Source organism: Sphingobacterium sp. HMA12, from assembly GCF_002933815.1.
In the GTDB taxonomy this organism is placed as follows: domain Bacteria; phylum Bacteroidota; class Bacteroidia; order Sphingobacteriales; family Sphingobacteriaceae; genus Sphingobacterium.
Genome location: NZ_BEYR01000006.1, coordinates 1 through 21,754, shown reverse-complemented (window position 1 = coordinate 21,754; position 21,754 = coordinate 1). Strand labels below are relative to the sequence as shown.

At 40.1% G+C, this 21,754-nt stretch carries 18 protein-coding genes; 8 read left to right on the top strand and 10 right to left on the bottom strand.

The genetic code is table 11. The features are described 5' to 3' along the window. Positions 1-90 precede the first annotated feature (90 nt). Both hemA and HMAT_RS22765 read right to left on the bottom strand, forming a co-directional pair. Positions 91-1,332 carry a glutamyl-tRNA reductase gene (gene hemA, locus HMAT_RS22770; RefSeq protein WP_104385157.1) on the bottom strand — a complete coding sequence of 414 codons (1,242 nt, stop codon included), beginning with the start codon at positions 1,330-1,332 and terminating at the stop codon, positions 91-93. Between the two features lie 219 nt (positions 1,333-1,551). Then, on the bottom strand, positions 1,552-2,391 hold the full coding sequence (locus HMAT_RS22765) for a hypothetical protein (RefSeq protein ID WP_104385156.1): 840 nt from the start codon (positions 2,389-2,391) through the stop codon (positions 1,552-1,554). A 251-nt stretch (positions 2,392-2,642) separates the two neighbouring features. On the opposite strand from HMAT_RS22765, the gene HMAT_RS22760 reads away from it, so the two are divergent. After that, a complete protein-coding gene (locus HMAT_RS22760) occupies positions 2,643-3,041 on the top strand; it encodes a hypothetical protein (protein WP_104385155.1) in 399 nt (132 codons plus the stop codon). A 31-nt stretch (positions 3,042-3,072) separates the two neighbouring features. Here the strand turns inward: HMAT_RS22760 and HMAT_RS22755 are convergent, their stop codons facing one another. Genes HMAT_RS22755 through rbfA form a run of 4 tightly spaced genes read right to left on the bottom strand, consistent with a single transcriptional unit; the run spans position 3,073 to position 5,858 of the window. Next, the gene (locus HMAT_RS22755; protein ID WP_104385154.1) at positions 3,073-3,723 is read right to left on the bottom strand and encodes a hypothetical protein; all 651 of its coding nucleotides are present in this window, start codon (positions 3,721-3,723) and stop codon (positions 3,073-3,075) included. 2 nt (positions 3,724-3,725) lie between these two features. Next, positions 3,726-4,814, bottom strand: a complete 1,089-nt coding sequence (locus HMAT_RS22750) for an aminotransferase class V-fold PLP-dependent enzyme (RefSeq protein WP_104385153.1) — start codon at positions 4,812-4,814, stop codon at positions 3,726-3,728. Beyond that, positions 4,798-5,454 carry a leucyl/phenylalanyl-tRNA--protein transferase gene (gene aat / locus HMAT_RS22745; protein ID WP_104385152.1) on the bottom strand — a complete coding sequence of 219 codons (657 nt, stop codon included), beginning with the start codon at positions 5,452-5,454 and terminating at the stop codon, positions 4,798-4,800. Before aat ends, HMAT_RS22750 begins: the two co-directional genes overlap by 17 nt. 29 nt (positions 5,455-5,483) lie before the next feature. Then, complete coding sequence (rbfA, locus tag HMAT_RS22740; protein WP_104385151.1) at positions 5,484-5,858, bottom strand: 30S ribosome-binding factor RbfA; 375 nt, start codon at positions 5,856-5,858, stop codon at positions 5,484-5,486. Positions 5,859-6,642: 784 nt separating this feature from the next. Between rbfA and argH the strand changes: the two genes are divergently transcribed. Beyond that, positions 6,643-7,974: an argininosuccinate lyase gene (gene argH / locus HMAT_RS22735; protein WP_104385150.1), complete on the top strand. Its 1,332-nt coding sequence runs from the start codon at positions 6,643-6,645 to the stop codon at positions 7,972-7,974. A gap of 109 nt (positions 7,975-8,083) precedes the next feature. Here the strand turns inward: argH and HMAT_RS22730 are convergent, their stop codons facing one another. Further along, positions 8,084-9,142, bottom strand: a complete 1,059-nt coding sequence (locus HMAT_RS22730) for an aldose epimerase family protein (protein ID WP_104385149.1) — start codon at positions 9,140-9,142, stop codon at positions 8,084-8,086. A gap of 139 nt (positions 9,143-9,281) precedes the next feature. On the opposite strand from HMAT_RS22730, the gene HMAT_RS22725 reads away from it, so the two are divergent. Together HMAT_RS22725 and HMAT_RS22720 are read left to right on the top strand one after the other, a co-directional pair. Further along, a complete protein-coding gene (locus HMAT_RS22725; protein ID WP_104385148.1) occupies positions 9,282-10,640 on the top strand; it encodes a deoxyguanosinetriphosphate triphosphohydrolase in 1,359 nt (452 codons plus the stop codon). A 175-nt stretch (positions 10,641-10,815) separates the two neighbouring features. Next, positions 10,816-12,927 carry a type IA DNA topoisomerase gene (locus tag HMAT_RS22720; RefSeq protein ID WP_104385147.1) on the top strand — a complete coding sequence of 704 codons (2,112 nt, stop codon included), beginning with the start codon at positions 10,816-10,818 and terminating at the stop codon, positions 12,925-12,927. Positions 12,928-12,959: 32 nt separating this feature from the next. On the opposite strand, the gene HMAT_RS22715 is transcribed toward HMAT_RS22720, so the two are convergent. Next, the gene (locus HMAT_RS22715; protein WP_104385146.1) at positions 12,960-13,571 is read right to left on the bottom strand and encodes a DoxX family protein; all 612 of its coding nucleotides are present in this window, start codon (positions 13,569-13,571) and stop codon (positions 12,960-12,962) included. 141 nt (positions 13,572-13,712) lie between these two features. On the opposite strand from HMAT_RS22715, the gene HMAT_RS22710 reads away from it, so the two are divergent. The 3 genes from HMAT_RS22710 to HMAT_RS22700 all read left to right on the top strand — a co-directional run bounded on the left by HMAT_RS22710 (position 13,713) and on the right by HMAT_RS22700 (position 16,056). Continuing rightward, a complete protein-coding gene (locus tag HMAT_RS22710) occupies positions 13,713-14,696 on the top strand; it encodes a hypothetical protein (protein WP_104385145.1) in 984 nt (327 codons plus the stop codon). A 124-nt stretch (positions 14,697-14,820) separates the two neighbouring features. Further along, complete coding sequence (locus HMAT_RS22705; RefSeq protein ID WP_158656070.1) at positions 14,821-15,213, top strand: energy transducer TonB; 393 nt, start codon at positions 14,821-14,823, stop codon at positions 15,211-15,213. Positions 15,214-15,291: 78 nt separating this feature from the next. Then, positions 15,292-16,056, top strand: coding sequence for a suppressor of fused domain protein (locus tag HMAT_RS22700; RefSeq protein WP_199768743.1), 765 nt, complete (start codon positions 15,292-15,294; stop codon positions 16,054-16,056). 72 nt (positions 16,057-16,128) lie between these two features. Here the strand turns inward: HMAT_RS22700 and lat are convergent, their stop codons facing one another. Together lat and HMAT_RS22690 are read right to left on the bottom strand one after the other, a co-directional pair. After that, positions 16,129-17,415: an L-lysine 6-transaminase gene (gene lat, locus HMAT_RS22695; RefSeq protein ID WP_104385142.1), complete on the bottom strand. Its 1,287-nt coding sequence runs from the start codon at positions 17,413-17,415 to the stop codon at positions 16,129-16,131. Between the two features lie 19 nt (positions 17,416-17,434). Next, complete coding sequence (locus tag HMAT_RS22690; RefSeq protein WP_104385141.1) at positions 17,435-18,964, bottom strand: aldehyde dehydrogenase family protein; 1,530 nt, start codon at positions 18,962-18,964, stop codon at positions 17,435-17,437. Positions 18,965-19,094: 130 nt separating this feature from the next. On the opposite strand from HMAT_RS22690, the gene HMAT_RS22685 reads away from it, so the two are divergent. Then, positions 19,095-20,264 (top strand): acyl-CoA dehydrogenase family protein, encoded by a 1,170-nt coding sequence (locus tag HMAT_RS22685; protein ID WP_104385140.1) that lies wholly within the window; start codon positions 19,095-19,097, stop codon positions 20,262-20,264. Positions 20,265-21,754 lie beyond the last annotated feature (1,490 nt).

Sequence of the window (21,754 nt, the reverse complement as noted above, 5' to 3'; positions counted from 1 at the left end):
AGCAATCACATACGATCGCCATTATTGGCCGTATATCAGAAAAGGGATAAATGTATTTTGTCAGAGATGATTGCAGCGATAAGATTGCAATTAGTTTTTCTCGGTCTCAGGCGTTTTTACCAGGATCTCCTTCGCCATAACCATTGGAACTTTGATGTATTTCTTTTCCATATAGTTGATGACTTTTTCAAGGACTTCCCTCGCCTCAGGTGTAAGCGCCTGTACTTCTTGGGCAAAGACCTCATTTAAAGCAAATGACTTGATTTCTTTAATCTTCTCAGGAACTTCACGCATAGCAACCTCTACACGTCTCTGTTTGATCAGGGGTAAAAATTCCTGAATATTGTCCTGGATGATTTTTTCAGCACTGTCCAGTTCATTATAACGTTCTTGGATATTTTTCTCCGCAATAGCTTGCAAGCTACTGACTTCGATGTAATGAATCGGGTTGTTTTTGATTACTTCAGCATCGATATCATTTGGAACGGCTAAATCAATGATAATTTTCTTGTCAGTTTCACCATTTAGTAGTGATTGGTACAAGGTATTATCAATAATTGATGTTGGAGCTCCGGTACATGTAATCAGAATATCAAAACCTTCTTTGTATTCGCCAATGCTAGCAAGCGGATAAGCTTTAGCATTTAACTCCTCAGCTAATGCTTTAGCATTTTCAAGTGTGCGGTTAAAAACCACAAATTTGGCTTTTTGATTTTTTTGGAAATATTTTGCTAAGTTTTGGTTTGTTTCCCCTGATCCGATAATAAGAATTCTAGGGTTTTCAACTAGTTTTAATTCACGTAATTTGCGGTAGGCAAGAGAAACAACAGAAATCGGATTTCTGGAAATTTTAGTATAGGTATAAACTTCTTTTGCTGTCTTTACAAGACGATCCATCATCAAGCGAAGAAAATCACCCGTAAAACCAGCTTCTCTACAGCGATCATAGGCTCTACGTACCTGCGCCAAAATTTCTTTCTCGCCCACAACAAGGCTTTCAAGGGAACAGGACATACGGAGCAAATGATGTAAAGCATCCATTCCCTCATATTTGTTGACCTGACCCAAATAACATTGAAGTCGTTCTTGCGGAACACAGAAATTCAATTTTCCCATAAACTCCGCAATAAATTCGTTGGTCAATTCGTGAGCTCCATAAAATACAAACTCTACTCGGTTACATGTACCAATGTAAAAGATCTCCGGAATATCCAGGCTGTGTTTTAAGCTAATGAGTCGACTTTCTAAATCCTCATTGCAGATCACTAGATTACCTAGATCTTTTAATTCGACATGTTTATGAGTAAACGCTAATACTTTAAGATTTTTCAAAGCTCTAATCCCTCGCTTATATTTAACGGTACAAATGTAGCTTAAATGCTTTGTGCTTGTGTCAAAAATCTGTCAAACGGATTAATTTAGAAAGATTTTAAATAGCTGTATTTTACAAATAAATAACTGATATTTAGGGTTTTAAATATCATGGTAAGATTGAATGATTTTCATCACACATCCGTGTGATGAAAATTTCAACTTCATGAAGGCATTAAACTATTCATTATTGCCTGTATTTGTTTGTGCTGAATCTATAGTTATATCTTCCAGCTCCTCTACATAAGGAACTTCTTCAGTAGCGGTCGCCTCCTTTATTTCTCTGTCACTATATTGATAATAAGTATCAAATGTTTTGGTCCCTTTATTGTAAATCAATGCATATTTGGAATTTTTATTTTTGACAATAATTCCATCAGTTGGGGCGGGCACTAATTTCATCTCATCCATGAAGATCTTTTGTCCCTTTTTGAAGCTATTGATCAAAGGGAGTTCACTGGAATACTCTTTCCAGAATAGAATATCTCCTTTTGCTGATATAATCCAGATGGCACTACTTTGATAGTCATTTTTTTCCACTAAAAAAGCCATTTCTTTATTCCAGTTGTCCGCATCATGACGATCAGTAAAATTACCATAGCAGAAGACAGACTTTGCACGGTCCTTTATGCGGGTAAATTTATAGATGGGTTTATCACCGGAAGGCTCTAGATAACCATTCCCCATAAAGATTTTTGTAATGCCCCTGCGGTAACGTAATGGAATATTGTCGTATTCAGGAATTGTAAAGATGGCATTGTTCCAATGGGTGTAGTCATCAATGGAGCTCCAGCCATCAGCCTCTTCGAGATCTTTCGGATCTGCATTCTCAAATCCGTCCACGGCCGTTGCACTATCTACAGGCATAGCATCAAGATCTTGCCGCTGGACATAATTATAATATCCTCCACCGGCAACTGCGACTAATAGCAAGACGATTCCGATAACGATATATATTTTTTTCTTTGATTTTTGTTTAGGTACCTGTTCTGTCTCAGGCTCTTCAAATGCTCTTTTCATGTTCAATATCTGGCTTAAATTTTAAATCAACTTTCAGGTAAAGATTCTTTTCAAATATTTTTTATAACTTAATTTTGAAGTGATCAATTTTATTCAATTTCGATTGATCTTTTGGATTATTGTTATTTGTCCGGAATTCGATACGAGAATTTCGTTTTAAAATTAGAACAAATTTCCAAAAAATGGAATACGAGTTATATAAGTGGCGATATTCAACTTATATTCGTATCAATTTTAAAGTAATTTGAACCATGGTCATCATCAGGAAGTATTTCGCCATTGTTGGACTAATCATTTGTTTTTTGTCCAGTATGACTCCATTTTTGAAAGTTCCCATCAAGGGTAACTGGAATCTCTATCAGGTGGACGCCTATCTATTTTTTATTTCCATGCTGATTTTGGGAATAACAGCATTGTTGTTTTTTGTTCGTGCGGTACGCGCCTATCAATGGATGACAAGATTGGCCGCATGTTGGTATCTGGTCAGTATTGGCGCCGTTTGGTTTAAAATCAACAATTATTTTGGCTGGGGCTTTGCAGACAAATTCTTATCCAAATCGCTTCACATGCGTTGGGGATGGATTGTCTATTTGATCGGGATTCTGCTGTTACTGTTGAGTACAAAGAAGATTGTATCAACAAAAGAGTAATGCAAAAAATAAGCTAGATATTTTATCTAGCTTATTTTTTGTTTGGACGATGCGGTATAAAATGTGCCTTTAGTTTATCTAAGCCTAGATCTTCTTCAATTTTGTCCAACTCATAAGACCAGATTTTCTCATCCAGGATTTCATGCAGTACTTTCGGATTGGTGAGGTCCACAGGACGGACGCGCTGCTCTCTATAGATTGGATTGGTCAATTCCTGCAAACTGCTGCTATGTCTAATGATCTGAAAACGGAATGTTGGCCATTTTCCAACATTGGCGAAGTTTCCTGTATAAAATTGGATGGAATCGTGCGGTGGTATTTTATTGCTAAAAAGGCCTTTCACTTTATTTGCCGTAGCTTCGGAAACTGATACCAGGAGCTCATAACTTGTTTCATTGATGATATGTAGCTTGGCCAGTCCATCTTTATGATCTCCCGAAATGGCCAGTAAAATTCCTTTTTCGATAAACCGATGCGGAGTTAACGGAGCGGCATGCTGATCAAGCTCGTCGTCTGCTCTGCGCATATTTCCAAAGACGAGCGTAATCTTGTCCATGGGAACAGGAATTTCAAATCCTGTTTCATCTGTTACTCCGACAATATTGTTGGCTTGCATGGAAGTGATATGTCCTTCAATGGGCTCATCCACAAACCTGACTAAGTCGCCTATTCTAAATTTCATGATTAATTTACTTTTGTATCTATAATATGTAATAGTTTTTCAAGATCTGCATGGTCATTGTAGAGATGGAATCCGACCCGGATACCGGAACCGCGGGGGAAACATTTTATACCCTCATCCATCAGAAGCTGAAAATTTTTGGGGTCGATCTGTATATTGAAAATATTGCTTTGCGGACGTCTATTTAGAATGCGATCCAGGAGTAGCCCCCTATTAGCCAGTTCAGTCCGGGCCTTTGCCAAGAGGTTCTGTGTATACAAGACTGTTTCAGCATATCCCCATTGTTCAAACTGCAATAAAGACTGTTGTAAGGTTCCATGAGCTAAGGTGTCTAGATGCCCCGGTTCAAAGCATAATTGTACCACGGATTTATTCATCCATTGATTGTTGAGGTAACTGTAGTTTTTCTGGATATCAGCATATAGGATTTCTTTAAGCCGATCGTTCAGTAGGATAAAGCCATTTCCGAATCCGGCCATTAGCCATTTGTATCCGCTGCTCAATACGGCGTCAAAGCCCGAGGTATCAAAGTCAAATAAATCAGTTCCTAAAAATTGCGTTCCATCGCCAATGATTAACAAATCAGGATGCTGATGTTTTAATTCCTGTATAAAAGAAAGGTCTATTTTTAAACCGGAGATGTACTGAACAATGGATAGAATAAGTACGTTAGGTCTAAAAGTTGCTATGGCATCCAGAATATTAGCTTCAAGCTGTTCGTCCATATTAACAAAGCTATGCTCAAACCCACTTATAATTGTTGGGAAATTTACCGAGGGATAGTCGTTGTCCAAAAGCAGCACCTTATAATGCTTGGGAAGGCCCGCTAGTAATGCATTGAATGCAAAAGAAAAGCAGCTTGACAAAAATACATTGGTTCCGGGACAATTGAAGAATTGTCCAAGTGTATTTCTGCAGGAATCCAACATGGTGCCCTGTTGTTCACGAAGCGAAGTATTTGACTCATGAAACGCTTGATCGCGTTGCGTGCGCCATTGCTTTGTTTCACGTGAAAGTAAACCTGAGCCAGGTGTAGTCAAGTAAGTTGTCGCTGCATCAATGTCAAAATATTTACTATATGGACTGTTCATATCTTGGGTCTTTTGTTAATATTGCTAAATAATCAGGTAAGGAAAGGTATTCACCGCCCATGCTTTCCAAATGAGACGTGTGAAATTGACAGTCTATCAATTGTAGATCTATTTTTTGCGCCAGGTAAATCAGTGCAGCTTTAGAAGCATTAGGTACTTTAGAAAACATGCTTTCTCCACAAAATACACCATTGATCAGCACACCATAGAGCCCACCCACAAGTAATCCGTCTTGCCATACTTCCACTGAATGTGCATATCCCATTTCATACAGTGTTTTATAGGCCTTAATCATGTCTTCTGTGATCCATGTCCCATCTTGATCTTTTCTATTGATAGTGGAGCAATTTTGAATGACTGTATGAAAGTTGCGGTCTACCGAGATGGAAAAGATCTTTTTCCGGATACAGGCAGCCATGCTTTTGCTGATCTTGATCTTGGAAGGATAGATGACGAAGCGTGGATGAGGTGCGTACCATAATATCGGTGTATCATCACTAAACCAGGGAAATATGCCATTACTATAAGCCAACAGCAGTCGGTCAGCCGAAAGGTCACCTCCGATAGCCAATAAACCATCTTCATCAGCGTAGCTCGGATGTGGAAACTCCAGCTTTTTGTTATCGAGTTCAAATACCATCGATCCTAGATAAGCCAATTTAAATTGCGTTATTCTTCTGGTTGACGAGGCTCTTTACTTATTTCTTCAAACAATTTGTCCATATGCTCCACATATTCATTGGTGTCATCTAGGAAAAATTCCAGCTGCGGGACAATTTTGACTTGGTTTTTAATTTTTGATCCCAACTTATAACGTATCTCGGATGTTTTGGTACGTATTGCTTTTATGTCTTCCTGTGCAGTCTTCGTGTTTAAAAAGCTCAAATAAACACGTGCGATAGCCAAATCAGGAGTAACTCGAACACGTGTAACCGTAATGAATGCTCCTGGAGCCCATGCCTTACCATCCCGTTGAAATAATGCTGCTAAATCTTGTTGAATGACTCCAGCAAAACGTTGCTGTCTCTTGCTTTCTGTTCCCATCGTATACGTTTTATGTTGAATATTCTCAATATGATACACAAAGATAAGTATTTTAGGCTAGAATCACATGCATACCTATTGACTGTCTTCGACGCCTGCGTATACGAAAAAAGGCACATCTTGGTTTGACGTGCCTTTAAATTTCGATTCACAATTGGTTAGGTAATTTCTTGCAAGTTTTAAGACGTTGGGGTCTATCATATTTGGTTTTAAATTTCGGTGTATTTAAAGTGGTAAGTATTTACTAACCTTACCGGCTTTTATTTTTTCATCTCCCTTACACTACAAACATAGGAATACTTAAAAAACTGACAAAATAACTTTTAAAAATAAAGTGAGTGGTTACTTATAAAATGTGTTTATTGCGATTTAACAAACTTTTAACATTTGTTTTTTTTTGTAACATATATTTTTTTACGCCAGAATTCTCCTTTATTCTCTTCTTTTGATTATTGTTTCACCTCAAACAGCTTGGCATTGATATAACCATTTGCAATTGGTATTTTTGCAATGTTAAGAAATCAGGTACATTTGGATCAGCAACTTTGGTTCGTTTAAAGTAGATCATCAAATGGACAGCGATCGTTTTATGCGCAAGAAAGCTGAGTTATAAGTGGCAGATTGCACCCAGGGATAAAATACTATTTGCTATAGGGCATGCGAATGGCCCTAAAGCGAAAAATAATGACATACAAATAAATATTCTGATGAGCTTTGATCAGCAGCTAAACCGAAATGAATACTGGCTCATCATAATTTCGTTACCATAAAACAAAATATATTAATGAAAATCTGGCAAAAAAATATAGATGTTGATTCGTTTGTAGAATCTTTTACCGTAGGTAATGACCGTGTGATGGACCTACAGCTTGCCGCAGCGGATGTATTAGGCTCTTTGGCCCATACACGGATGCTAAATAGCATTAACCTGATGACTGATGAAGATCTGGCTTTGGTACAGAAAGAATTGAAAAATATCTATAAGGAAATTTTAGCGGGGGATTTTCAGATTGAAGATTCGGTAGAAGATGTGCATTCACAGGTTGAGATGTTACTTACACAACGCATCGGCGAGGCTGGTAAAAAAATTCATTCAGGGCGATCCCGAAATGATCAAGTGCTTGTGGACCTAAAATTGTACTTCCGTACAGAGATTCAACATATTATTCAGAATACCGAAGCTTTCTTCAATGAATTGGTCCAACTTAGCGAACGTTATAAACATATTTTGATCCCGGGCTACACACATCTTCAGATTGCAATGCCATCATCTTTTGGTTTATGGTTTGGTGCTTATGCGGAAAGTTTGGTTGATGATCTGGAAATGATGAAAGCTGCTTGGAAGGTCTGCAATAAAAATCCATTGGGCTCGGCTGCGGGTTATGGTTCTTCTTTTCCGTTGAATAGAACAATGACCACACAGTTATTAGGATTTGAAGATTTGAATTATAATGTGGTCTATGCGCAGATGGGTAGGGGTAAGACCGAACGGATTTTAGCACAAGGAATGAGCTCGATCGCGGCTACATTAGCAAAGTTTGCGATGGACGTGTGCTTATATATCAATCAGAATTTTGGCTTTATTTCATTCCCGGCTCATTTGACAACAGGGTCGAGTATTATGCCACATAAGAAAAATCCTGACGTTTTTGAACTGATTCGTTCACGTTGTAATAAAATTCAGGCATTGCCGAATGAAATTGCATTGATGACAACGAATCTTCCTTCAGGTTACCATAGGGATCTCCAACTGTTAAAGGAAAATCTATTCCCGGCGTTTAAATCGCTTAATGAATGTCTTGAAATAGCGACCTTTATGCTGGAAAATATTTCCGTAAAAGACAATATCCTTGATGATCCAAAATACGATTATCTCTTCTCTGTTGAGGTGGTAAACAATGAGGTGCTTAAAGGTGTGCCTTTCCGTGAGGCTTACCGGACTATTGGTATTGATATTGACGAAGGACGTTTCAAACCATCGAAAGAGGTTAATCATACGCATGAAGGCAGTATCGGAAATCTTTGTAACGATCAGATTCAACGGATGTTTAAGCAGGTAAAATCGACTTTCGGATTTGAACAAGTAGAAAAGGCCTTGGAAGAATTGGTAAAATAAGACCGATCATCCTATTCAGTCTATAAAACTGGGGCACAATCGTTGCTGATTGAAACATGTTCAACAAAAAAGAGCTGTGATAAAATAAATGGATCACAGCTCTTTTTTATTATTTCTTTATTGAGAACTTAAAGTGTGTCTCTGAATCAAATGATTCACCAGCTTTTAATAGCGTTGAGGGAAACTCCACTTGATTGGGGCTATCAGGAAAATGTTGTGTTTCCAGACAAAACCCGGCGTAAGGTAGATATTTATACCCTCTTTTGCCGATATCATTTCCCGTCATCCAATTTCCGGTATACAACTGTACTCCGGGTTCGGTAGTGAATACATCAAGCTGAATACCTGTGTTTTTTGAGTAAGCTGTTGCGCAGGGCTGGGAGATTGGTTTATTATTGACATAACAATGATCATAGCCTTTGGCTGCAATGAGCTGCTCATCATTTTCTGTGATGTCCTGAATAATTTTTTTAGGGGTTCTGAAGTCAAAAGGGGTCCCTTCTACCGGTACGATCGCATTGGGTACTTGATTCTCATCCACAAACAGCACTTCTTCTGAATTTATTTGAAGTACTTGTTGCAATACATCTCCGCTTCCCTCTCCATCAAGATTAAAATAAGTATGATTTGTTAAATTAATATGCGTGTCAGCATCGGACTGTGCGTGGTATTTGATGATGATTTCGTTGTTTCTCGTTAGGGTGTAAGAAACCATTATTTTTAAATTTCCGGGGAAGCCCTCCTCGCCATCTTTAGAAACGTAGTAAAATTCTACATGAGACTGATAGGTTACTCTACGGTCCCAAACTTTATCATGGAAGCCCGATATTCCACCATGCAGACAATTTGTGCCATTATTCTGCGGAAGAGTATATTGTTTTCCGTCTATTTCAAATTTGCCGTTTGCGATGCGGTTTGCAAATCGGCCGGCGGTACAGCCATGGTATTTTTCATCGGATTCCAGATAACCCTGAATGGAATCAAAGCCAAGAGCAACATCAACCAGGTTGCCTTTGTTGTCGGGGACTAAGATGCTGACAATACGGGCACCATAATCTGTTAAAAGCACCTGCATACCACCCTCATTTTTTAATAAAAGTAAATGGGTGTTTTTCCCCTCAATATTGGTTTCAAAATGTTTTGGAATAAGTGATTGATATCTAGTCATGATTGTTCCTATTGGTATTGATAGTTAAAGATACATATAAGTCGTGAGATATGAGAATTGAGATGAGAGACTCCGGTTAGGCGGTTTTTTGGGTTGATCTAATAGGTGCCTAAATTTTTATTTTTTATATATTTGCGCTATGTCTGAAAAAATGAACTGGAAAGATTTGCTTTCTGCAAAACGCTGGGGCTATGAAGATAGAACAGCTGACAGCTACCTTGTAGCGCGGTCGGAATTTCAACGGGATTATGACCGGTTGATCTTTTCTTCCCCATTTCGAAGATTACAGAATAAAACACAGGTTTTTCCGCTTCCGGGAGCTGTTTTCGTGCACAATAGGCTGACGCACAGCTTGGAGGTAGCCAGCGTAGGCCGTTCACTTGGCCGTATGTTCTATGCGCAGTTAAAGGAGGGAAATTCCAATATAGATACCGAATATCCATTTCTTCAGGAAGTCGGAAATATTATTTCGGCAGCCTGTCTATCCCATGATTTAGGTAATCCAGCATTTGGGCATTCGGGAGAGTCTGCGATATCCACCTACTTCACGGATGGAGAAGGACGTAAGTATCAGGAACAAGTGACTGCCGAAGAATGGGCGGATCTGACCCATTTTGAAGGTAATGCCAATGCACTACGGATTCTGACCCACGCTTTTCAGGGAAAAGACCCTAAAGGATTTGCACTAACATATACATCCTTGGCGTCTATCGTAAAATATCCTTGTTTAGCGATAGATGGCCATGTCAAAAAAAGCCATCACCGCAAAAAGTATGGATTTTTTACAGAAGAGCAAAAAGCATTCGAGAAAGTAGCCAATGAATTGGGGCTGTTGCGTGATCCTTCAAACCCGAAAGGTTATTTACGGCACCCTTTGGTGTACCTGGTCGAGGCGGCTGACGATATCTGTTATAATATCATTGATCTGGAGGATGCACATCATTTAAAAATACTATCCTACCAAGAGGTCGAGGAACTTTTGTTGCCGTTATGTGGCTCCGAAAATCTTCGTGATCGATTGGACGGTTTGCTGGATACACCGAGCCGTGTAGCCCTATTGCGGGCTAAGGCAATTAACACCTTGATCAAGGGCTGTGTAGATGTGTTTGTACGTGAACAGGAACAGTTTTTATCAGGGACTTTCTCATCTGCATTGATGGATGCGCTGGATGAAAATATTGTCAAGCAAATGAATAAGATCTCAAAAATTTCCATAGCGAAGATCTATAATGCGCCTACTGTAGTCCAGATTGAGATCGCCGGCTATCGCGTCATGGATGCTCTGTTAAAAGAGTTTGTGCCTGCATACCTCAAAAAGAATAAAAATAACTACGATAAAAAATTAGTTGCCCTGATCCCGGAGCAATTTTATACTGACAAGCAGGATTCCTATTCCAAAATCCGCTGTGTACTGGATTTTGTTTCAGGTATGACCGATGTATATGCCATTGAACTCTATCGTAAGATTAAAGGAATAACAATTCCGAGTATCGAATAAGTTTGCGAACAATTTATTTTGTTAACAAGTGATCCCGGTGATCGATTTATTGAGATCATGCTTACTTTTGTAAGCTATCTTGTGAATGTAAACAGAAAAGTACTTGATAAGCCAAAGGCTTCTACAGGTAGCGTTTCAAATCTAGTATCTCAAATTCTAATATCTCATAGCTAAAATGAAGGTTGTAATTGCTGAAAAGCCCTCCGTGGCACGTGATCTGGCCCGTGTGATGGGAGCGAAGGAAGTCAAAGATGGCTATATCGCCGGAAACGGCTATGCCTTTACCTATGCTTTTGGTCATTTGGTTCAATTATGCACGCCTCAGGCTTACGGTTATAATAGCTGGACCATTTCCAATCTCCCTATTATACCTGCAAATTTTAAACTGGAATCGAAAAAAGTTAAGCGGGACGGAAAGCAGATGGATGACACTGGTGCGGTCAAACAGCTCAATACGATAAAATCATTGTTAGAACAGGCGGAGGAGATTATCGTGGCAACGGATGCGGGGCGTGAGGGGGAATTGATCTTCCGTAACATCTATTACTTTTTGGGTTCGAAGGTGCCGTTTAAACGTCTGTGGATTTCCAGTCAGACGGATAAGGCCATCAAAGAAGGCTTTGCAAATTTAAAAGCGGGAACAGAATACGATAGTTTATACATGTCTGCACGTTCAAGATCGGAGTCGGATTGGCTGATCGGGATCAATGCTACACAGGCGATCACCTTGGCAGCAGGCAACAAAGGGCTCCTTTCTTTGGGAAGAGTTCAGACGCCAACCTTGGCGATGATTTGCTCACGTTACCTGGAAAATAAAGATTTTAAACCGCAGGCATTTTATAAAATACAGGCCGGCTTCGAAAAAGATAATATCAGTTTTAAAGCCACTTCAAACAAAATAGATAAAAAAGATGTTGCCGAACAGACCATCGCCCGATTGACTGTGGGTACAAATGCACGTGTTGCTAAGGTTGAAGCCAAAGAAACAAAGGAACAGCCTCCCTTACTGTTTGATTTGACTTCCCTGCAACAGGATGCGAACAAAAAATATGGTTACTCAGCGGACCAAACCCTGAGTATTGCGCAGACGCTTTACGAGAAAAAGGTGATTACCTATCCCCGTACCGGATCCCGTTATATTGGTGAGGATGTTTTCGAACATATCGAGGAACTTTTCCAACATCTTTCGGATCATGCAGAGGAATCTATTGCATCTATTGCAAAGAATTTAATAGGAGCAAAGTTAAATAAGCGTTCTGTAGATGACAAAAAGGTAACCGATCACCATGCACTGTTGGTTACGGACGAGAAGCCCGGCCACATGTTGAAAGAACAGCAAAATATTTACAACATGATTGCCAAGCGTATGGTCGAGAGTTTCTCTGAAGTCTGTATCAAGGATATCACTACGGTCACGATAGATGCGCAGGGAGTAGAGCTGATCGCAAAGGGAACGGTTATCAAACAGTACGGTTGGCGCCTTTCTGCTGAGCAGATAGAAGCTCCGGATGAGGATAAGAACAACGATGACCAAGATAACGAAAATGCGCAGTTACCTAAATTGCTGGCCGAGGAATTATTACAGATACTGACATTGGAACTTGCTGAACGTTTTACCAAAGCACGTCCGATTCATACCGAAGCCTCACTCTTAAAAGCAATGGAAACTTCAGGTAAAGAAATTGAGGATGATGAAATGCGTCAGGCGATGAAAGACTGTGGACTCGGAACGCCAGCTACCCGTGCGGCAACGATAGAGACACTTTTTCAACGGGATTACATTAAAAGGGATAAGAAAAAATTGATTCCAACAGAAAAAGGTCTAGCCGTATATAACCTCGTCAAAGATCGTTCGATCGCTAAAGTAACGCTGACGGGAAAATGGGAACAGAAGTTGGAAGAAATGCGGGCTAATAAGGTTTCTTATGATGTTTTTATGAAACATATTAAGGATTATACGGCTAAAATTACCAAAGAGTTATTGACATTGCGTATTTCATTGGCACAAGAGGAAATCAAACCACAGCAAAAGGGAAAAATCAAATGTCCTAAATGTGAGAAGGGCTTAATCCTGCTCTATGATCGGGTGGCACAATGTGATCATTATGCCCGCGGTTGTGATTTTAAGATCTGGCGAACGTTGAACGGTGTTTTTCTGGAAGAAAAGGAGATGAAGAACCTGTTGGAAAAAGGGAAAACTTCAGAGTTTAAAGGGGTTAAAAATAGTGAGGGCGCCATCGTAAATGTCCCTCTTGTATTTGAAAACTTTAAAGTCAACGTGGGGTAAGCTGAAATCAGCCAACACTGGAATCGCAGTTGTCACGTAAACCAGTGCATGATTTGTACCCAAACTTCTTTCGGATGCGTTGCTATCAGAAATAGCATCTTGGGCGCTGCGGGAATAATCTCTAGTAAAGGAATAATTAATAGAATCCACAGATAAGTCCATTTATTTTTGAGATTAGTGGGCGTGAAATGTGTCTGCGTTATCGATCGAAGAGCGGGGAAAGTGGATTGCTTGTAATAAAAAAGCAGTAATGCTATATAAAATAGATAGCCTGTCAACCTGAAAAAGAAACCCACTTTGAGACCATAACCCATAATGGTCAGATCGATTACTAAAATATTGAAAATAATAGGTATGAGCATCAGTAGCCCCAAAATAACTGTACGGTTGAACAACAGGAATGTGGCGGCCATGACCTGTGAAATTCCAATGAAAGCTTTGAATGGTTGGTGGTCAAAAAGGTACCAGCCGATTTTGAATAAGCTCAAATCTTTTATGGGGGTATTGAGTTCGGCTTGGGTTAAACCTCCAAATTGTCCACCAGAGATTTTGCTCATCCCGTAACTTAGAAAAATGAGTGCTAACAATATCCTGATGGACAAGACAAGAAGTGTTTGGAATTTTTCCTCTTTTGTTGTTTCCATAATTTAGTGTTTATAATAAGATTCTTTTCATTGTCGGTTTCCATAAATTAATTTAAAGTCTTTGACCTGCAAGTCACCCTATCGTAATAAGGTTTTCCTTTTCTTGTGTCCTTTTTGATTTGTATTAACTTTGCTGGCATTATGGCAACAACTTTGTATAATCCATTCAAACAATTTCAGTTTGATCCAGCTATTTGTTTTTTAACGGGTAATCAGCTTCAGTCTGAGGAAGAGCGTATTCATGTCTTTCCTGTCTGGATGATGAAATCTTTTCAATTAGAAGATAAGCCTTTCAAAATGTTGGATGAGAATCTAGTGACTTATAAGTCACTCAAGCTTCCATGTTCGATTGATGCAGCTGAAGCAATAGAGCAGATGGAGCGCGCCGTGGAACAGTCATTTGAGCAGGGCTATGAAGCGGTCAGTCAATTAGATCCATTGCTACTTTTTCAATGGATGACAAAAATCATTTATGGGGTTGTCTATAACGAAATTCTTGCGGGAATCCGTCAACAGAAAGCTGCGGGGGAGGATATGAACTTTTCCCAGGCTTTAGCGCAACGTTTTACCAACTTGCATGCCATGTTACAGTCGCTTGTTGTCCCAATGGAATTTGAAAATACACTCCCATTTTCCCTTGTTGTAGTACCTGTAGAAAATGCACCGGATACGTTCATGTATCGTGATGAAATCAATACCCTAATTTTTTCGATTCGGATGAAAGACTTTGCGGTCATTGCTTGCCTTCAGGATAATGCAACAAACAATATCTATCATGAAGATATATTGAAAGTGGTTGCTGGTAAAAAGCTTCACCCCATACAGTTTGAAGAGTTATGTGCGCGCTATTTCTACTCTGCTTACCTTTTTAACCGTCTACCGGATTACACCTATTTAAATACACCTCAAAAAGTCTATGTTGAACCCATGCCCTTAGCGGATATGTCTATGAAACCTATATTTGATCATTGGCAGAATAAGACCTACGGTCAGGTACTGGAAAATTTCTGGAAACCTTGGGGGTTAACCTTGTTCGAAATTATTAAAAATCCAGAACAACCAATTAGCTTTTTATTGGACGAGCAAGGTGCTTTTATTACGGATGTTGATATGCCCCTAAATTAAATCTGAAGAAAGTAATAAGTTGTTCTAGGTACGCGTTAAAATGGTATGATTATGGATAGAATCAGGTATGTATTCACCAAATTTTAAAATAACTGTTTTAACGGTCCTATTTTTTACCGTTTGTTTGACTTCAAAGGCGCAGACTGGTGCTGTTCGAAACATTCCTACAGATAGTCTAGTTCAAAATGTGGATGATTTCCCTTATTTTAAGGGTGGGATAACGGCATGGTCAAGATTCTTGCAAAATAATCTTGATCTGAGGCGTACTGTGGAGGCTATGGATAGTATTGCTTACGTAAAATATGGCTCCAAACAAACCGCAATTCTTAATTTTATTGTTTGTGATGATGGAGCAGTTTGTAATATCGAAATTGAGAATCCAGAAAAGATAAGTCCTGAATTTGCTAAAGCTGTACTGACAGCAATGCGGAAATCGCCGCAATGGATGCCAGCCTTAGTCAAAGGAAAGCCGGTCAAAACAAAATTTAGGCAACCCGTAGTTGCTGTTATTGAATAGATAAAATACAAACTGTAAACTGAAAATTTAACCATTTATTTGCATAGTATGTCATTTTGGGATAAAGTCAAAAAAATCATGAGTGGGGAAGAGGATGAATCTTCCACTGAAAAGAAAGAGACCGAAATTACCGCTGGAGGTTCGACTGTGTATCGTTATGAAAGTCAACCTGAGGAAAAGGATCCAAAAGATCTATTCCCGGAGGTACAATGTGTTTATCTGGAAGAGATTGAGGAGCATTTGGCAAAATATATCGCTGAACCAGATTTGGTTTTTCACGAAATCATATCTGAGTTGGTACACATTGATGTGCATTGGATCAAACCTAGCGCGAACTATCCATACAATATCTTGGTAACATCGGGTATGAGTGATCTGCCGATGAACGTTCCGGAGGAAATAGATGATAAGCAAGCTTATGAACGGGCTGAATTGATGGTTGTACTTCCTGCGGACTGGAAGATAGGCGAAGCGGAGTTTCAGGATGATAACAATTATTGGCCGGTCTATTTTTTGAAAAGACTGGCACGTTTTCCGCATGAGTATAAAACTTGGTTAGGTTACGGACACACGATCCCTAATGGGATGGAAGCTGAGGAAATAGCGAATACCGGTTTTGGCTGTATGCTTTTATTGCCTCCCATGTTGAGTTTTGATGAGGAATTTTTGGAACTTCAAACGAAGGATGGTAATATCATCAATTTCTATGCGATGATTCCAGTCTACAAGGAAGAGATGGATTTCAAACTGGAAGAAGGAACGGATGCTTTATTGGATCGTTTTGACGAATATGGGATCTCAGAACTGGTCGACATAGATCGCCCAAATGTTTGTAGGAACTAGTAATCTAGGGTATTCCGTTCAAAAATGCAGTATTGTTAGGAGATAATCCTCTGCCAATACTGCATTTTTGTATTAAAGACTTTTGTTAATGATCACTATCGTTTTGTCGATATCTTCCGTACTGACATTCAGATGTGGTCTGAAGCGGATGCTTTTTTCGCCGCAGCCTAACATAATTAATTTATTGGCATAAGCCCGTTTGATAAATTCGTTACGGGAATCTGCGGTATCAAAATCCAGGGCAACAAATAAGCCTTCTCCTCTTAAGTTACTGAGCTGCGGTTTGTCTTTCATAACTTCCTGTAGTTTGCTCTTTAGATAAGTTCCTTTTTCAGCGGCATTCGCTAATAGATTTTCCTGCTCGATGACTTCCAAAATTAATTTGAAACGCAACATGTCAATAAAATCTCCGCCGAAGGTTGAGTTGATTCGGCTGGATTCTTTGAATACATGATGCTCGACCTGATCAAATTTTTCCTTATTCGCCAATATCCCACAGACTTGGGCCTTTTTGCCAAAAGCCAGGACATCAGGTATAACGCCGTAATGTTGATAAGCCCACATTTTTCCGGTAATACCCAGGCCTGTCTGCACTTCGTCAAAGACGAGCAGCACTTCATTATCATCACAGATCTGACGCAGTTGTTGAAAGAATTCTTTCCGGAAGTGATTGTCGCCGCCCTCACCCTGTATGGGTTCAATAATAATGCATGCAATATCATTGGGATTGTTTTGAATAGCCTGATTGATCTCCGCGATTGCTTTTTCTTCCAGGTTTACTGTTTGGCTTATACGCTCCGGAGTTAAAGGGTAGGTAAGCTTAGGGTTAATTATCCGCGGCCAGTTAAACTTTGGAAAATACATGTACTTTCTGGGATCCTGTGTGTTTGTTAGGGAAAGCGTATAGCCTGATCGACCATGAAAGGCCTGTTTGAAATGGATGACCTGGCTGGCTTCTTTTTGTATTCCTTGTGCGAAATTAAGTCTTGTTTTCCAGTCAAAAGCCGCTTTTAAGGCGTTTTCCACAGCTAAAGTTCCACCCGAGATGAAGAATGTGTAAGCGAGTTCTTTGGGTATGGCCACACGGTCGAAGGTATCCACAAAATCTGCGAATTCTTTTGGGTATATATCTGATATCGCAGGTTTGTTGACTGCCATTTTACCGAGAAAATTGCTATGTTTGATTAAATGAGGATGGTTGTAGCCAACAGCCATAGAGGCAAACATGCTAAACATATCCAAATATTCATCCCCATTTTCATCGACAACATAAGAGCCGTGTGATTTTTCCATATCCATGACCAGTGGAAATCCGTCTGCCAATATATGTTTACTTAGTCTTTCATGTACGTTGCTCATAATTTCGAATCTGAATGGTTTATAAATCGAATTTTATACCCTGTGCTAATGGTAAGTCTGTTGTATAATTAATGGTATTCGTCTGGCGACGCATATATGCTTTCCACGCATCTGAACCAGATTCTCTACCACCTCCGGTATCTTTTTCTCCGCCAAATGCCCCACCGATTTCTGCACCTGAGGTACCGATATTGACGTTTGCTATGCCACAATCCGATCCGGCAGCACTCAGAAATAGTTCGGCTTCTCTCAGATTGGTTGTCATGACGGCCGAAGATAGTCCTTGGGTAACGCCATTTTGGAGGGCAATCGCATCGCTTATGTTACCCTGATATTTTATTAAGTATAAAATAGGAGCGAAGGTTTCATGCTGTACGATCTCATAGTGATTTTCAACTTCCGCAATAACGGGCTGTACATAGCAGCCGCTTTCATAACCTTTACCTTCCAGTACTTTTCCTTTGATAAGAAGTTTTCCCCCTTGTGTTTTAATTTTGTCCAGTGCGTTTAAGTATGATTTTACGGCGGCTTTGTCGATCAATGGTCCTACATGATTTTTCGTATCCAAAGGGTCCCCAATTTTTAATTGTCCATAAGCTTTCGTCAGTTGTTTCTTTACTTTGTCGTATATACTTTCGTGGATAATAAGGCGTCGCGTGCTGGTGCAGCGTTGTCCCGCGGTACCTACGGCACCAAATACGGCACCGATAATTGTCATCTTGAGATCGGCATCGGGAGTAACAATAATTGCGTTGTTACCGCCGAGTTCCAGTAGCGTTTTGCCTAAACGGTGCGCAACAGTAACAGCGACCTCTTTTCCCATTCGTGTCGATCCTGTTGCTGAAATTAAAGCGATTCGGTTATCAGCAGCAAGCCATTCACCGACTTCTTTGCCACCCATGACTAGATTGGAGATACCTTCTGGTAATCCGTTATTGTGGAGGATATCAGCTAATATTTTCTGACAGGCGATCGCACATAATGGTGTTTTCTCACTTGGTTTCCATACGACTGTGTTTCCGCAAACCAAAGCGATGGCCGTATTCCATGCCCATACGGCAACGGGAAAATTAAATGCTGTAATAATCCCGACGACGCCCAGCGGATGATATTGGTCATACATGCGGTGGCCTGGACGTTCGGAATGGATCGTATTTCCGTAAAGCTGTCTGGATAAACCAAGGGCAAAATCACAAATGTCTATCATTTCTTGCACTTCCCCCATTCCTTCCTGGTAAGATTTACCCATTTCATAGGAGACTAACTTTCCCAGAGTCGGCTTGAGTTCACGTAACTTGTCTCCTAATTGGCGAATAATATCACCTCTTTTTGGTGCGGGAATGAGCCGCCATTCTTTGAATGTATTTTCTGCTGTAAGGATAATCGTTTCATAGTCTTTTTGGCTGCTCCCTGATATTTTTGCAATGAGTTTTCCGTCGACTGGAGATAGGGACTCGAATGCTTCACCACCAGAAAACCAGTTCTGGCCTGTTGATGAGCCTGAATTCTGGGTAGCTATGCCGAGTATTTTAAGTTCCTTTTTTATCATAATGGTTTATTTTATTCGTGGATTATGTTAAATATAAGGAATAAAATTCTGTTAAACAAGTTGTGAATGAATATTGTTCAGTTTGAAAATATTTTGCTATCTTAGGTAAGCTAATGTAGACTATACGATCATGAAACAAATAAATGTTGATTATTTTCAAGTAGATGACCTTTTATCTGAGGAGAACAAGCTTGTTCGTCGTGCTGTTCGTGATTTTGTCCGGACAGAAATAAAACCTGTCATAGAAGATGCGGCACAGGCACATCAGGCGATAGCGGGGTTGATGCCTAAGCTTGGTGCAATAGGGGCTTTAGGACCCTATATCCCCGTAGAATATGGTGGTGCCGGATTGGATCAGATTTCCTATGGTTTGATCATGCAAGAATTGGAGGCCGGTGATTCCGCTGTCCGTTCGGCTGCTTCGGTGCAATCTTCTTTGGTGATGTATCCAATATACACTTATGGTAGTGAGGAGCAACGACGTAAGTATCTGCCGCGACTTGCTTCGGGTGAGCTTATAGGGTCATTTGGTTTGACCGAACCGAATCACGGTTCTGATCCGGGAGGTATGGAAACACGGCTGACTGCCAAGAACGGTGGTTTTCTATTAAATGGAGCAAAGATGTGGATCACAAATTCGCCGATATGCGATCTGGCTGTGGTTTGGGCACGCGATGAGGCTGGAAAAGTACGGGGAGTAATTGTTGAGCGCGGAATGGATGGTTTCGAAACACCGGAAACATTACATAAGTGGTCTTTAAGAGCCTCTAAAACTGGCGAGCTGGTTTTTCATGATGTTTTTATTCCCGCGGAAAATGTATTGCCTGAGGTAAGCTCGATGCGTGGACCGCTATCTTGTTTGAATTCTGCACGGTATGGAATATCTTGGGGCGTCATAGGCGCAGCGATTGACTGTTATGAGACTGCTGTTCAATATGCCTTAGAACGGGAGCAATTTGACCGACCAATTGGTGGATTCCAATTGCAACAGAAGAAATTAGCCGAATTTCTGACAGAAATTACAAAAGCGCAGTTATTGTCGTGGCGCTTGGGTGTCTTGAAAAACGAAGGTAAGGCAACTCCGCAACAGATTTCGATGGCCAAAAGGAATAATGTGCATATGGCTTTACAGATTGCGCGTGAATCCCGACAGATTTTGGGAGGAATGGGCATTGTAGGAGATTTTCCAATTATGCGACATATGATGAATCTTGAGTCGGTTATTACATATGAAGGAACTCACGATATTCATTTATTGATTACTGGCCAGGATATCACAGGGCTTAATGCGTTTTCTTAAATTAGGATGCAAATCAAATAGGAGAACATCATGTTAATCAAAATTGATGATAACGGGAAGATGTTTTGTTTATAATTTCGTAGTGTTGCTTCTGATATATTATTTAATTCACGTGACAGCCATCGTTTTTGAGAAAAAGACGATGGCTGCGCACGTTTATTCTGTTTTTAACAAATTCGTTCTCCATAGGCTTCGTGTTTTCCTCTGGTTGAATCTATTTATCTCCGCGGCGTTGAGATTTTTATTTTAAAAGAATCTTTGTTCAGATGCCCAAATGATATAGGCAAAGATAACAAGGATTGACCGCTGTTATATTCCTTTTGATTCTTAGATGCTGTTGATACAACAGCTGATTATACTGTATCTATATTGCTTATCCCAGGAAATAAACAAGCCCTAAAATCACAAATACTACCTGTGATCGCCCCATTGTTACTCGTTATTATGGACAAGTTCGATTTTAATTTAGCAATAAGTTAGATTTAAGTTAGCGATCCATTAGGTATAGTTTAGCTTTTACCTAATGAAAACCTAAACTAAACCTAAACAAACCCTAACTAAAACCTAAATAAATGGATAATTTGTCCGTCAGTTAAGAATAATGTTCTCCATAGGCTATCGAATGGAAACCTTCGGGTTATTCTCTGCAGGAATCCCCGGAGCGCCCTGTCCGTAAGGTGGGGGCTCTGTTTTCCGTTGTTCGCCAGCACTGTCCGTGGCGCAGTCTTTCCCGGTCACCGTTTCGCTCCGAATCAGCGTATCCCCGCTAAGTGTTCACATCCGCCCTTTCCAGATTCCGGGTGTATCCCAGGGGGCCTGACTGCCATTCTTCGGCCGCGCCTATGCGATGGGCTGCCTCGCGATCCATTTCCCCTGCTGTCCGCCGCCTTTTTCCCGCTTTTCCTGCCCGGAAGCCTTTCCTACGCCCTCCGGCCAGTTGTCAGGAAAAACAATCCGCCAAGTTCACAGCGAGTTACAGACATATTGAAAGAAAATAAAACAAAAGGCTTGGAAGTGATTATAAAAACTCCCTATCTTTGCACCACTCCGCAAGGGAGGCAGGGTTACTTCGAAAGAGGGAGCCGATGAAAAAAGAAGGGTTTAAGTGAGTTCGACAGGATTTAAAATCCCGCCCAGTTTATTTTAAACGCTGAAATCGGGAAAAAAGAAAAAGAAAAAAAACTTCAAAAGTTTTTTGGAAGTTCAAAAAAGATTTCTACCTTTGCAGTCCCAACGGAAAGGGAGGGAAAAACAAAAAAGATAAAGAGGAGCCTGGTGCTCATCGGAATATAGCGGATACGGAAGTTGAAGCGAGAGAAGTTCTTTAAGAAAACACAATCATGTAAGCGTGACGAGTAGACAAAACGAAAGTCATGAACAAATTCAAGAATAGGTTCAATTCGATCCAAGATCAGAGATATAAAAAAAGAATTCTGATTATGTAAATAGTTGGAATCAAAAACTTCATTTTACAATGGAGAGTTTGATCC

Bases quoted from the DNA above. Each gene is read 5' to 3' on its own strand.
- HMAT_RS22765 (WP_104385156.1), bottom strand. From the start codon at position 2,391: ATGAAAAGAGCATTTGAAGAGCCTGAGACAGAACAGGTACCTAAACAA.
- HMAT_RS22760 (WP_104385155.1), top strand. From the start codon at position 2,643: ATGGTCATCATCAGGAAGTATTTCGCCATTGTTGGACTAATCATTTGT.
- HMAT_RS22755 (WP_104385154.1), bottom strand. From the start codon at position 3,723: ATGAAATTTAGAATAGGCGACTTAGTCAGGTTTGTGGATGAGCCCATT.
- HMAT_RS22750 (WP_104385153.1), bottom strand. From the start codon at position 4,814: ATGAACAGTCCATATAGTAAATATTTTGACATTGATGCAGCGACAACT.
- aat (WP_104385152.1), bottom strand. From the start codon at position 5,454: ATGGTATTTGAACTCGATAACAAAAAGCTGGAGTTTCCACATCCGAGC.
- rbfA (WP_104385151.1), bottom strand. From the start codon at position 5,858: ATGGGAACAGAAAGCAAGAGACAGCAACGTTTTGCTGGAGTCATTCAA.
- argH (WP_104385150.1), top strand. From the start codon at position 6,643: ATGAAAATCTGGCAAAAAAATATAGATGTTGATTCGTTTGTAGAATCT.
- HMAT_RS22730 (WP_104385149.1), bottom strand. From the start codon at position 9,142: ATGACTAGATATCAATCACTTATTCCAAAACATTTTGAAACCAATATT.
- HMAT_RS22725 (WP_104385148.1), top strand. From the start codon at position 9,282: ATGTCTGAAAAAATGAACTGGAAAGATTTGCTTTCTGCAAAACGCTGG.
- HMAT_RS22720 (WP_104385147.1), top strand. From the start codon at position 10,816: ATGAAGGTTGTAATTGCTGAAAAGCCCTCCGTGGCACGTGATCTGGCC.
- HMAT_RS22715 (WP_104385146.1), bottom strand. From the start codon at position 13,571: ATGGAAACAACAAAAGAGGAAAAATTCCAAACACTTCTTGTCTTGTCC.
- HMAT_RS22710 (WP_104385145.1), top strand. From the start codon at position 13,713: ATGGCAACAACTTTGTATAATCCATTCAAACAATTTCAGTTTGATCCA.
- HMAT_RS22700 (WP_199768743.1), top strand. From the start codon at position 15,292: ATGAGTGGGGAAGAGGATGAATCTTCCACTGAAAAGAAAGAGACCGAA.
- lat (WP_104385142.1), bottom strand. From the start codon at position 17,415: ATGAGCAACGTACATGAAAGACTAAGTAAACATATATTGGCAGACGGA.
- HMAT_RS22690 (WP_104385141.1), bottom strand. From the start codon at position 18,964: ATGATAAAAAAGGAACTTAAAATACTCGGCATAGCTACCCAGAATTCA.
- HMAT_RS22685 (WP_104385140.1), top strand. From the start codon at position 19,095: ATGAAACAAATAAATGTTGATTATTTTCAAGTAGATGACCTTTTATCT.